This is a genomic window from Pseudomonas iridis (assembly GCF_017980685.1).
In the GTDB taxonomy this organism is placed as follows: Bacteria; Pseudomonadota; Gammaproteobacteria; order Pseudomonadales; family Pseudomonadaceae; genus Aquipseudomonas; species Aquipseudomonas iridis.
The window spans coordinates 621739-633832 of the sequence record NZ_JACXXO010000001.1 but is presented as its reverse complement, the minus strand read 5'-3'; the positions used below and the strand labels follow the sequence as shown (position 1 = coordinate 633832).

Annotated in this window: 10 protein-coding genes; 7 read left to right on the top strand and 3 right to left on the bottom strand. The window is 59.3% G+C overall.

Features of this window, described 5'->3' with window-relative positions:
• Positions 1-81 precede the first annotated feature (81 nt).
• The 4 genes from thrC to IEQ42_RS02985 all read left to right on the top strand — a co-directional run bounded on the left by thrC (position 82) and on the right by IEQ42_RS02985 (position 3956).
• The gene (gene thrC, locus IEQ42_RS03000; protein ID WP_210702501.1) at positions 82-1491 is read left to right on the top strand and encodes a threonine synthase; all 1410 of its coding nucleotides are present in this window, start codon (positions 82-84) and stop codon (positions 1489-1491) included.
• 120 nt (positions 1492-1611) lie between these two features.
• Positions 1612-2985, top strand: a complete 1374-nt coding sequence (locus tag IEQ42_RS02995) for a transporter substrate-binding domain-containing protein (RefSeq protein WP_210702500.1) — start codon at positions 1612-1614, stop codon at positions 2983-2985.
• 117 nt (positions 2986-3102) lie between these two features.
• A complete protein-coding gene (locus tag IEQ42_RS02990) occupies positions 3103-3510 on the top strand; it encodes a response regulator (protein ID WP_210702499.1) in 408 nt (135 codons plus the stop codon).
• Between the two features lie 164 nt (positions 3511-3674).
• The gene (locus IEQ42_RS02985) at positions 3675-3956 is read left to right on the top strand and encodes a DUF3509 domain-containing protein (protein WP_042557835.1); all 282 of its coding nucleotides are present in this window, start codon (positions 3675-3677) and stop codon (positions 3954-3956) included.
• A gap of 177 nt (positions 3957-4133) precedes the next feature.
• Here IEQ42_RS02985 and IEQ42_RS02980 read toward each other — a convergent pair whose 3' ends face one another.
• Complete coding sequence (locus tag IEQ42_RS02980; RefSeq protein ID WP_395593405.1) at positions 4134-5060, bottom strand: TIGR02285 family protein; 927 nt, start codon at positions 5058-5060, stop codon at positions 4134-4136.
• A complete protein-coding gene (locus IEQ42_RS02975) occupies positions 5041-6240 on the bottom strand; it encodes a CaiB/BaiF CoA transferase family protein (RefSeq protein WP_042557837.1) in 1200 nt (399 codons plus the stop codon). Before IEQ42_RS02975 ends, IEQ42_RS02980 begins: the two co-directional genes overlap by 20 nt.
• Positions 6241-6386: 146 nt before the next feature.
• On the opposite strand from IEQ42_RS02975, the gene IEQ42_RS02970 reads away from it, so the two are divergent.
• The 3 genes from IEQ42_RS02970 (at position 6387) to IEQ42_RS02960 (ending at position 10066) form a co-directional block, all read left to right on the top strand.
• The gene (locus IEQ42_RS02970; RefSeq protein ID WP_042557838.1) at positions 6387-6929 is read left to right on the top strand and encodes a YaeQ family protein; all 543 of its coding nucleotides are present in this window, start codon (positions 6387-6389) and stop codon (positions 6927-6929) included.
• A 53-nt stretch (positions 6930-6982) separates the two neighbouring features.
• Positions 6983-8692 carry a single-stranded-DNA-specific exonuclease RecJ gene (gene recJ / locus IEQ42_RS02965; protein WP_210702497.1) on the top strand — a complete coding sequence of 570 codons (1710 nt, stop codon included), beginning with the start codon at positions 6983-6985 and terminating at the stop codon, positions 8690-8692.
• Between the two features lie 267 nt (positions 8693-8959).
• A complete protein-coding gene (locus IEQ42_RS02960) occupies positions 8960-10066 on the top strand; it encodes an NADH:flavin oxidoreductase/NADH oxidase (protein ID WP_042557840.1) in 1107 nt (368 codons plus the stop codon).
• Positions 10067-10271: 205 nt separating this feature from the next.
• Here the strand turns inward: IEQ42_RS02960 and IEQ42_RS02955 are convergent, their stop codons facing one another.
• Complete coding sequence (locus IEQ42_RS02955) at positions 10272-11900, bottom strand: glucan biosynthesis protein D (protein WP_210702496.1); 1629 nt, start codon at positions 11898-11900, stop codon at positions 10272-10274.
• Positions 11901-12094: the final 194 nt, after the last annotated feature.

Genomic DNA, 12094 nt, shown 5'->3' with positions numbered 1-12094 from the left:
ATAAGCGGCAAGACAAAGCGGTTCGGCCTTTTCTTGCGCTTGTAGCTTGAAGCTTGCAGCTCAAACCAAAGGTTTGCCCTCATGCGTTATATCAGTACCCGCGGCCAGGCACCGGCCCTGAATTTCGAAGACGTCCTGCTGGCAGGTCTCGCCACCGATGGCGGTCTGTACGTCCCGGAAGTCCTGCCACGTTTCACGCAGGAAGAAATCGCTTCCTGGGCTGGCCTGCCGTATCACGAGCTGGCCTTTCGGGTTATGCGACCGTTCGTGACCGGCAGCATTCCGGACGCCGATTTCAAAAAGATTCTTGAACAAACCTACGGCGTGTTCTCGCACAGTGCCGTCGCGCCGCTGCGTCAACTGAACGGCAACGAATGGGTGCTGGAACTGTTTCACGGCCCAACCCTGGCGTTCAAGGACTTTGCCCTGCAACTGCTCGGTCGTCTGCTCGACTACGTGCTGGAAAAGCGCGGCGAGCGCGTGGTGATCGTTGGTGCCACCTCGGGTGATACCGGTTCGGCTGCCATTGAAGGCTGCAAGCACTGCGAAAATGTCGACATCTTCATCCTGCACCCGCACAACCGTGTGTCCGAAGTGCAGCGTCGCCAGATGACGACGATTTTCGGCGAGAACATCCACAACATCGCTATTGAAGGCAACTTCGACGACTGCCAGGAAATGGTCAAGGCCAGCTTCGCCGACCAAAGCTTCCTCAAAGGCACGCGTCTGGTGGCAGTGAACTCCATCAACTGGGCGCGGATCATGGCCCAGATCGTTTACTACTTCCACGCCTCCCTGCAGTTGGGCGGCCCGGCGCGTTCGGTGTCGTTCTCGGTGCCGACCGGCAACTTCGGCGACATCTTCGCCGGTTACCTGGCGCGCAACATGGGCCTGCCGATCAACCAGTTGATCGTCGCCACCAACCGCAACGACATCCTGCACCGCTTCATGAGCGGTAACCAGTACGTCAAGGAAACCCTGCACGCGACATTGTCGCCGTCGATGGACATCATGGTCTCGTCGAACTTCGAGCGCCTGCTGTTCGACCTGCACGGTCGTAACGGAGCAGCGATTGCCGGGCTGATGGATTCGTTCAAGCAGGGCGGTGGGTTCAGCGTCGAACAAGAGCGCTGGACCGAAGCCCGCAAACTGTTCGACTCGTTGGCCGTCGACGATGCGCAGACCTGTGAAACCATTGCCGACGTTTACGAGCAGACCGGTGAACTGCTGGATCCGCACACGGCCATCGGTGTCAAAGCCGCGCGCGAGTGCCGTCGCAGCCTGGACATCCCGATGGTCATTTTGGGTACTGCCCATCCGGTGAAATTCCCGGATGCGGTGGAGAAGGCCGGTGTAGGAAAAGCTCTCGAGCTCCCTGCACATCTTTCTGATTTGTTTGAGCGAAATGAGCGCTGCACCGTTCTGCCGAATGACCTGAAAGCCGTGCAGGCCTTTGTCAGCCAGCATGGCAACCGCGGCAAGCCACTTTAAGCCCGCGAAAGCTGTCACATTTTGAAGCCCGTCTCCTGACGGGCTTTTTTGTTTCTACTGCCACACTGTTCGGGTTTTCACCCACGAAGGACGGGTGAGTCGATCACGAAGGATGTGGCAATGCTGTTTTATAGAGGATTGAAACCGGCACTGGTTTGCCTGGTCTTTTTCGCAGTGATGGGACTGGTGCGCTGCAGTGTGGCGGCGCAACTGGCACTGCATGAAAACGCCGACTTGCTTGGCGTCCAGCCTGTCGAGCTGGACGCCCGCGAGCGCCAATGGATTCGCGACAACCCCAAGGTGACGGTGGCGTCGGTGCAGTACCCGTTGTATCTGTTTCAGGATGAACATGGGCACTGGAGCGGTCTGAACATTGATGTGCTCAAGCGCGTCACTGCGATGACCGGGCTGCGGTTTGAGCATCACGAGTCGTTTTCCACCGATCAGATGCTTGAGCGTCTCGAGAGTGGGCAGGCGGAGATGAGTACCACCCTGGCCATGAGCGATGAGCGCAAAGTGTTTCTGGATTTCAGTCATGCATTTGGCGGCGCAGGGTGGGTGTTTGTCGGCCGCGCCGGAGCGCCATCGGTCGAGTCTCTGGAGCAACTGGCCACGCGGGTGCTGGTGCTACCGGCCCGGCATGCTCTGGAGAATGTGATCCGCCGCGAATACCCATCGATCGAGATCCGCTCGGTCAAGACCTACGCCGAAGCGCGGGCACTGGTCGAGAGCGGTGAGGCCTACGCAACCATCGAAAACGAAATCGGTGCGCAGCTTTATCCATTGGGGTTGCTCAAGGTTGGCGCTCTGGTGGAGGGCAAGTGGGAGGCTGAGCACCTGGCGGTACGCAAAGGCATGCCCGAACTCTTGAGTATCCTCAACAAGGCGCTGGAGGCGTTTCCCGCGGCCGAACTGCGCGCCATTCGCCTCAAATGGCTGGAGGGTATATCCCCGGCTCCGGCGCCTTCGCTCTGGCAACGGATAATTGAGTGGGGCTGTTGGGCAGCGGTAGTCACTGGCATATTCGGCCTGCTCTCGCTGGTGTGGAACCGACGGCTGACGGTGGTCATCAAGCAGCGGCGCGCGGCCGAGAAAAGCCTTGGCGATCAATTGGCCTTTCAACATGCGCTGATCGACTCCATGCCCGATCCGATATTCGTTCGTGATCTGCAGGGATGTTTGATCATGTGCAACCGCAGTTACGAAGAGGCGCTTTCGGTTCGGCTGGATCAGATTCAGGGGCGGCTATTGATCGAGAGCGATGCGTTGCCCGAAGCGACAGCGCTGATGCTGCACAACGAGTTCATGGTGCAGTTGCGCACGCGCAAGTCGCGCTTCAGCAAGCGCTATTTGCAGCTCAAGAGCGGTCGCCGCGAGGTCTATCAGTGGACCGTGCCGTTCTACAGTGCCGACGGCAATCTGCGTGGTTTGCTGGGCGGGTGGACGGACATAACCCAGCGTCGGACGGAAAGTGGGTGCCGATGTCAGCACTGAAGATCGGAAATGTCCTATAAGACGCGGCTACTTTTCCGATGGGAGGCTTAAGAGGGCTGCCCTAGAGTGGACGATAAATGCGGTGTGAGTCCGCGATTGTCGCCCCAGAGGTCGCCCATGCGCTCGCTTAAAGTCCTGATTCTTGAACCCGATCCGTTTCAGATGATGGCATTGCATCAAATGCTCAATGCCATCGGCATCTATAACGTACTCACCGCGCCGTCGCTGGCATCGGCCTTGTGTTCGCTGGATCATCGTGGTGCGGTCGACATCGCCATTTGCGATCCACAGCTCAAGGGCGGCCATGGCCTGGCGTTGATCCAGCATCTGGCGGTGCAGCGTGAGGCGCGTGCGCTGATTCTATTGGGCGCGGTCGCACCGAGACTGCTGAACGATCTCGGGCCGCTGTTGAGCACTCATCGATTGCGACTGTTGGGACGTCTGCAAACGCCGGTATCGGCGGTATTGATGCGAGGTTTGCTGGACAGTTACCTGATCGCGCCCCTGCAACCCGCCGAGGTTTGATGCGTACGGTTTTTTTTCTGTCACCTTCGCCGTGCATGCTCTGACAGACCGGTGACACTCCAATGCTTGCGACCGGAATACAGAACTTTCTTCTCGGGCCGATTGTCATTTACTGTAGACATGCCCCAGACACAATGTTTTCGGACTATTGAGTGGAGATCGAGATGGAAAGTATCAGTCTATTGCTCGGTGAGGCTCTGAGCCCGTATCAGGTTTCGTTGTCTCCAAACGGTGCTCATGGCGAATGCCTGGTGAGCTTGAAGAACAGCAGCGGCGCGATTGTGGTGGAACGTGAATTCAATCAGGCGCAACTGACCGACAAGCGTCAGTTGACCGATGTTGTCGACGGCCTGCACCGTGACATCCTGATTGCCGAAGGACGCCTGGAACCCTGCGTGATCGCGGCCTTGCGCAATGCAGCTCTGGATAAGCGTCCGGCGGTTTGAAAAATGAAATGTCCTTTGTGGGAACCTTCCTGCATCCCTGTCAGTCAGACCCCGTAACAGCAAGATCAAGCATTGTGCTCCGGTGCTTGTCGCTTGCTGCTACTGGCCTTTATGTAGGCCACGTTTAACCCCGAGTCGTCTCCCCACTTCTCGGGGTTTCTTTTGTCCGCAATTTATTCAATGCGCCGATTGATTTTCGAAAAACCTTCGGGCCTGTTCGACGTAATCGGTGCGCCTCTCAGGATCGAGCCAGTCGGCGTAGCGCTGGTTCAATGGATCGTGAGGGAGGGTGCGCAGCAACTGGTTGATCTCGGTGATCGCCTGGCGCCCCTGAGGCGTGTTGGAGCAGCCGATGTAACCCGAAAGATATTTGCCGTTGTCGCGAATCGGATAGAAGCGCAATTCGTCTTCGGCAATGTGCGCCAATTGAGCCTGATAACGGATCTCCGGCCAGTATCCCAAGACCACCTGCAACCGCCCGAGGCGCTGCATCAGCAGCAGACTGTTCAGGGCGTCGTTGCCGTAATGAGCGGTCAGTGAATCCTTCGGTGCCTGGCGCAGCAAATTGTCGACCAACTCACCGTAACTGCGCTCCGCGACGACGCCGACCTTTTCTTCGCCATTGGCCAGGAGCGCCGCCAGATCGACCTCACCGTCCACCAGAAAAGGCGCCAATACGTCGTGATCTTTCTGGCGCACCACCAGCCCATTGCTGACAGCGCGGAACGCCGGGATGGAAAAAGCGATCCATTGCGCCCGCTCCTTGCTCCACATCAGCGACGGGTCGCACGTGAAGGTTGCGTTTTGAAGCATCTGAATGCCCCGGGCGCGGTTGACCCGCATCAGCGTGTGTTCGTATTGCGGCATGCCGGCGATCAGCATCGGCATCAGGTGGTCGATGACTCCCTGACCCTTTTTCGGACCTTCGAAAATGGTCAGTGGCGGCATGTCGCGCAGTAACCAGATCAACGTCGGTTTCGCCTGTGCCCAGGCCGGCAGGGCCAGCAGAAACAACAGGCCGAACAGCCGCCACGTCCACCAGTGGAGGGCGTTTGGAGCGTCCGATATCTGCAGGCGTTTCAGCTCAAATGGCTCCGTCTTCACGCAGCCGGGCGATCTGCTTCTCGTCGTAGCCAAGATCGTGGAGTACCTGCGCATTGTGTTCACCAAGCTGCGGCCCGACCCATTCGGAGGAGCCCGGTGTCTCTGAGAGTTTCGGCACGATGCCGGGCATCTTGAAGGGTTTGCCATCCGGCAATTTGGCGTGCAGGAACATTTCCCGGGCCAGATATTGTGGATCGGTGAACATGTCCTCGGCGCTGAAGATCCGGCTGACCGGCACGTCGGCCTGATTGAGCAGATCCAGCACGGTTTGCAGTGGCAGCGAATTGACCCAGCGATCGATTACCCCATACAACTCGTCACGTCGACTGTCGCGCCCGTCGTTGCTGGCCAGCATCGGGTCGTTGGCCAGATCTTCACGGCCGATGGTCAGCATGAAACGCTTGAAAATCGCATCGCCATTGGCGCCGATCTGCACATGCTTGCCGTCGGCGCTGGTGTGGATCGAGGAGGGCGTGATGCCGGGCATGATGTTGCCGGTGCGCTCGCGGATGAAACCGAACACGTCGAACTCCGGCACCATGCTTTCCATCATGGCGAAGATTGCTTCATACAGTGCGACATCAACCACTTGGCCCAAACCGCCGTTGACCTCACGATGACGCAGCGCCATCAGCGCGCCGATCACGCCCCACAGCGCCGCAATCGAATCGCCGATGGAGATCCCGGTGCGCACCGGCGGTCGATCCTCGAAACCGGTGATGTAGCGCAAGCCACCCATGGATTCGCCCACGGCTCCGAAACCCGGTTGATCCTTCATCGGCCCGGTTTGGCCAAAGCCTGAGAGGCGCACCATCACCAGTTTCGGGTTCAAGGCGTGCAGGGTTTCCCAGCTCAGACCGAGTTTTTCCAATACGCCCGGGCGGAAGTTCTCGATCAGGATATCGGCTTCAGCGAGCAGTTTTTTCAGGATGGCCAAACCGTCAGGGTGTTTGAGGTTCAGCGTCAGCGACTTCTTGTTGCGCGCCTGAACAAACCACCACAAGGACGTGCCTTCGTACAACTTGCGCCATTTGCGCAGCGGATCACCGCCGTCCGGCGATTCGATCTTGATCACTTCGGCGCCGAACTCGCCGCAAATGCGCGAGGCAAATGGCCCGGCAATCAACGTACCCAATTCAATGACTTTCACACCGCTGAGCGGTTTATTGGCGAACGGCATACAGAATCCTGTAGGACAAGGCTGAGCGTATACAGCGTTTTAACATAGCCGGCCGTCAGGCGCCCCAAGTTGATCGCCATCAATTCGATGATTGCCTACCGCATCGGTTAGACTTGCCGACTTTCCTCGTATCAAGAAGCCCGTTCATGGCCCAGCCTTCCACCACTTACAAATTTGAACTGAACCTCACCGACCTCGACCGCAGTGTCTACGAGAGCGTCAAGCAGACCATCGCCCGTCACCCTTCGGAGACCGAAGAGCGCATGACCGTGCGGTTGCTGGCCTACGCCCTCTGGTACAACGAGCAGTTGTCGTTTGGCCGTGGTCTGTCAGATGTGGATGAACCTGCGCTGTGGGAAAAAAGCCTGGACGACCGTGTCCTGCACTGGATCGAAGTCGGCCAGCCTGATTCCGACCGTCTGACCTGGTGCTCGCGCCGTACCGAGCGCACCAGCCTGCTCGCCTATGGCAGCCTGCGCGTGTGGGAAACCAAGGTGATCCCGGCGATCAAGAACCTGAAAAACGTCAACATCGCCGCCGTCCCGCAAGAAGTCCTGGAAACCCTGGCCAAGGACATGCCCCGCGTCATCAAGTGGGACGTGATGATCAGCGAAGGGACGATTTTCGTCACCGACGACCGTGGTCAACACGAAGTCCAGTTGCAATGGCTGCAAGGCGAGCGCGGCTGATTCGCGCCATCGCTGATTAATCCTACGTATTCAAGAGAAGTCTCCGTCACCCCATGCGCATCGAACCTCGCCAACTGCCTGCCACTCTGCCATTTCTCGGTGATCTGCCGCCGCTGCTGACCCGCTTGTACGCGGCGCGGGGCGTGCGGTCCGAGGTGGAGCTGGACAAGAGCCTCAAGCACTTGATCCCGTTTGTGAAACTCAAGGGCATCGAGGCCGCGGTAGACCTGCTGGTGACGGCGCTGGAACAACGTCAGCGCATCCTCATCGTCGGTGACTTCGATGCCGATGGCGCGACGGCCAGCACCGTCGGCATGCTCGGCTTGCGTTTGTTGGGCGCGGCGCATGTCGACTATCTGGTGCCGAACCGCTTTGAATACGGCTACGGCCTGACCCCGGAAATCGTCGAAGTTGCGCTGACCCGTGAGCCGCAATTGTTGATCACTGTCGACAACGGCATCTCCAGCGTCGAAGGTGTGGCTGCCGCCAAGAAGGCCGGGCTCAAAGTATTGATCACCGACCACCACTTGCCCGGCGATGAACTGCCGTTGGCCGATGCGCTGGTCAATCCAAACCAGCCGGGCTGCGAGTTCCCAAGCAAGGCACTGGCCGGGGTCGGGGTGATTTTCTACGTGTTGATGGCCTTGCGGGCGCGCCTGCGCAGCCTCGGCTGGTACGAGAACGCGCCGCAACCGAACATCGGCGAACTGCTCGATCTGGTGGCGCTGGGCAGCGTCGCTGACGTGGTGCCGCTGGACGCCAACAACCGGATTCTGGTGCATCAGGGGTTGGAGCGGATTCGTGCCGGGCGCGCGCGGCCGGGGATCAAAGCGATTCTCGAAGTGGCCAAGCGTGATGCAGCGCGCATCACTTCAACCGATCTGGGGTTCATCGTCGGCCCACGGCTGAACGCCGCCGGGCGTCTGGATGACATGAGCCTGGGCATCGAATGCCTGCTCACCGCCGACACCAACCTCGCCCGGGAAATGGCCGCGCAACTGGATGGCATGAATCAGGATCGCAAATCCATCGAGCAGGGCATGCAGCGTGAAGCGCTGGCCCAGCTCAAGGATCTGCCCGTCGAGTCGATGCCGTTTGGCCTGTGCCTGTTTGATCCTGAATGGCACCAGGGTGTTATCGGTATTCTGGCCTCGCGGATGAAAGAGCGTTATTTCCGTCCGACCATTGCCTTTGCCGACGCTGGCGACGGTTTGCTCAAGGGCTCCGGGCGTTCGGTGCAGGGTTTCCATATTCGCGATGCGTTGAGCGTGGTCGCGGCGCAACACCCTAACCTGATTGCCAAGTACGGTGGCCACGCGATGGCGGCTGGCCTGACCTTGTCGCAAGAAAATTTTCCGTTATTCGCCGAAGCATTCGACGCCGAAGTGCGCAGGCAGCTTCGCGAAGAGGACCTGACCGGGCGCTTGCTGTCCGATGGCACGCTGGCCGTTGAAGAATTCCATCTCGAACTGGCCCGCGCCCTGCGCCATGCCGGGCCGTGGGGGCAACACTTTCCTGAGCCGCTGTTCCACGGTGTGTTCCAGTTGGTCGAGCAGCGCGTAGTCGGCGAGCGTCACCTGAAAGTGGTGCTGAAAAGTGAATGCGGCTCGGTGAAACTCGACGGCATTGCGTTCGGTATCGATCGTGATATCTGGCCCAACCCGACGATTCAATGGGTCGAACTGGCCTACAAACTCGACGTCAACGAGTTTCGTGGCAACGAGACCGTGCAACTGATGATTGCCCACATCGAACCGCGCTGACCCCTTCGCGAGCAGGCTCACTCCCACAGGTACGGTGTTGTCCTTGTGGGAGCGAGCCTGCTCGCGAAGGCGGACTTTCACACACAGAATTACTCTGAACCCTCCCTCATCCCCGGTTGTCGACTAGGCTCTAAGCACTGCTTGATTGGCCTTGTGACGTCTTGTCGAATTTTTTGCCCGCGGGGGCGGGTGCTGCACCTTTTCCTGTCACTCGTCGACTTTTCAAACAGAACCCTGGAGCCTGCCCACTGATTTGAGAGGTGCCCCATGAGTCTGCTGCTTGAACCTTTTAACCTTCGCCAACTGACCCTGCCCAACCGCATCGCCGTATCGCCCATGTGCCAGTACTCCAGCGTCGACGGCCTGGCCAACGACTGGCATCTGGTGCACCTCGGCAGCCGCGCGGTGGGCGGCGCCGGGCTGGTATTCACCGAAGCCACGGCGGTCACGGCTGACGGGCGGATCACCGCCGAAGACCTTGGCCTGTGGAACGACGACCAGATCGAACCGCTGCAACGCATCACCCGATTCATTACTGCTCAGGGCGCGGTCGCCGGCATTCAACTGGCTCACGCCGGGCGCAAGGCCAGCACTCACCGTCCGTGGATCGGCAAGCATGGCAGCGTCAAACCCGATGATGGTGGCTGGACGCCGGTCGGCCCTTCACCGATTGCCTTCGACCCGCAACACACCCAACCGAAACAGCTCGATGAGGCGCAGATCGCTGACGTCATTCAAGCCTTTGTGGATGCCGCCAAGCGCGCGCTGACGGCGGGCTTCAGTGTGGTCGAAGTGCATGCGGCCCATGGTTACCTGCTGCATCAGTTTCTGTCGCCGCTGAGTAATCAACGGCGGGATCAGTACGGCGGCTCCTTCGAAAATCGCATTCGCCTGGTGCTGCAGGTCACCGAAGCCGTTCGCGCTGTCTGGCCGGAAGAGTTGCCGGTGTTTGTCCGCGTGTCGGCTACCGACTGGGTCGAGGACGGCTGGAACCCTGACGAAACCGTGGAGCTGGCGCGTCGCCTGCACACCCTCGGAGTGGACTTGATCGACGTTTCGTCGGGCGGCACCGCAGCCAACGCTGAGATTCCCGTTGGGCCGGGCTACCAAACCCGCTTCGCCGAACGCGTGCGCAAGGAGTCAGGCATTGCCACCGGCACTGTGGGAATGATTACCGAGCCCGCCCAGGCCGAGCACATTCTGCGCACCTGTCAGGCCGACATCATCTTCCTCGCTCGCGAGCTGCTGCGTGATCCGTACTGGCCGCTGCACGCCGATGATGATCTGGGGGGACGCAAAGCGGTGTGGCCGGCGCAATATCAGCGCGCGACCCATCGTGATCAGCCGATTCATGAGTCTGATCTGCGCGACTGAGTCAGTAGCGGTAAAGCAAAAAGCCCCGACCAGTGATGGCCGGGGCTTTGTTTTTATGCCTCAGTAATTTATTGCTGGTGCTGCCGTCATCGCTGGCAAGCCAGCTCCCACAGGTTTGGCGCTTTACACAAAATCTGCGTTCAACTCCAACCACTGTGGGAGCTGGCTTGCCAGCGATGGGGTCCGATCAGACGCTAGAGATCCCTCAAGGGTACTTACGCTTGTCCGGCGCCGGCGGGAAGTACTGGTACAACCAGGTCTCACTCAACGTGCGGTCATTGGTACGGATGAACAACCGCAGCTCAACCGGCTCCACGCTGTCATTGGTTGGATACCAATCGAACAGGATCCGATAGCCCTTGATGTCATCCAGCACCAGCACGCTGAAGTCCTGCACCTTGCCGTTCGAGCAGGTGACTACCGGCTCAATCCCGGTGCCTGGCGGCAGGCGATCGAGACCGCCGCCGTTGAAGTCCACGGCGAAACGACGCGCCCAGACTGGCGGATAGTGCTCGCCGGGTGCCCAGCCTTCGACGAAACCGCCCATCCCGGAACGCGTGGCGTGCACCCGCGCCAGTGGCGTACTCACCGGCGGCAGGGCGCTCCAGTAGAGCTTGTAGCCGTAATTCAGCGAATCCCCGGCAGCCACCGGTTTTTTCGGTGTCCAGAACGCCACGATGTTATCGAGGGTTTCGCCGGTTGTAGGAATTTCCAGCAGATCGATAGAGCCTTCGCCCCACGCGGTTGTAGGTTCAACCCACAGGCTCGGACGTTTGCTGTACCAGTCGACGGTGTCCTGATAGTTGGCGAACTCATGGTCGGTCTGCACCAGGCCAAAGCCTTTCGGATCCTTGTCGGCAAACGCGTTGAATTGCAGGGTTGCCGGGTTGTTCAGCGGGCGGCAGACCCACTCGCCGTTGCCACGCCACATCGCCAGGCGATCCGAATCGTGGATTTGCGGGTGAATGGTGTCGCACATACGGCGCTCGTGGGTGCCGCAGCTGAACATACTCGTCATCGGCGAGATGCCCAATTGTTCGATGGCAGTACGCGCATTGATGTGTGCGTCGACTTCCATCACCACGCGTTCAGCCTGGCAATCGATGTCGAACCGGTAAGCGCCGGTGGCACTCGGCGAATCGAGCAGGGCATACACCACAAAACGCGTGGCGTTCTTGTCCGGCGTCTCGAACCAGAACTTGGTGAAGTCAGGGAATTCTTCGCGTTTTTTAGCGTAAGTGTCGATCGCCAGCCCGCGCGCCGAAAGGCCATATTGGCCAGTGGCATCGACTGCACGGAAATAGCTGGCGCCGAGGAACGACAGCACGTCATGCCGATCAAGTTCCGGAGCCTTGAACAACTTGAAACCGGCAAAACCCAGGTCGCCTTTGAGCTGCTGGGTGTCGACCGAGGTGTTTTCATAGTTGAACAGCGCCGGACGGAAATGCACCTCGCGGGCGGTGCGGGTCTTGGCATCTACGCTGTACATGCGCACCGGCTGGCGGAAACCCATGCCGACGTGGAAGAACTGCACGTCCAGTTGACCCTTGTTCTCCTTCCACAACGAATGCTCACCGTCGTAGCGGATCGCGTTGAAGTTTTGCGGGGTCATGGTCGCCAGGGTCGGCGGCAGCACCTGTTTGGTGTCCTGATAGGCGTTGCCAGCGAGTTGCTTGGCCTGACGCTTCAGCGCTTCGAAATCGAAGGACTGCGCCTCGCCATCGGCGGCGCCACCATTGGCAGCCCAGGCACGACTGGCCAGCAGGCCGGTGGCGCAAAGACCGGTGTAAGCCGCAATGGCCATGGACGCTTTGAGCAAATTCCTGCGGTGCATAAATACAACCTGTCGTGTGCAATCCCGCGCCTTTCCTGGCACGTGCTGGATCATAAAAAACGGTTCGGACAAGCCTTCGACCAAACGCAACGGACTATAAACAGATGCCGGACAGCTTAAACCGTTCGATTGTCGAGCAGAAATGATTGATTACAAGACGTTGACTGGCAATGAAACAAGACATGTCTGTATTT

Coding starts and splice junctions, on each gene's coding strand:
- thrC (WP_210702501.1), top strand. CDS start 82: ATGCGTTATATCAGTACCCGCGGCCAGGCACCGGCCCTGAATTTCGAA.
- IEQ42_RS02995 (WP_210702500.1), top strand. CDS start 1,612: ATGCTGTTTTATAGAGGATTGAAACCGGCACTGGTTTGCCTGGTCTTT.
- IEQ42_RS02990 (WP_210702499.1), top strand. CDS start 3,103: ATGCGCTCGCTTAAAGTCCTGATTCTTGAACCCGATCCGTTTCAGATG.
- IEQ42_RS02985 (WP_042557835.1), top strand. CDS start 3,675: ATGGAAAGTATCAGTCTATTGCTCGGTGAGGCTCTGAGCCCGTATCAG.
- IEQ42_RS02975 (WP_042557837.1), bottom strand. CDS start 6,240: ATGCCGTTCGCCAATAAACCGCTCAGCGGTGTGAAAGTCATTGAATTG.
- IEQ42_RS02970 (WP_042557838.1), top strand. CDS start 6,387: ATGGCCCAGCCTTCCACCACTTACAAATTTGAACTGAACCTCACCGAC.
- recJ (WP_210702497.1), top strand. CDS start 6,983: ATGCGCATCGAACCTCGCCAACTGCCTGCCACTCTGCCATTTCTCGGT.
- IEQ42_RS02960 (WP_042557840.1), top strand. CDS start 8,960: ATGAGTCTGCTGCTTGAACCTTTTAACCTTCGCCAACTGACCCTGCCC.
- IEQ42_RS02955 (WP_210702496.1), bottom strand. CDS start 11,900: ATGCACCGCAGGAATTTGCTCAAAGCGTCCATGGCCATTGCGGCTTAC.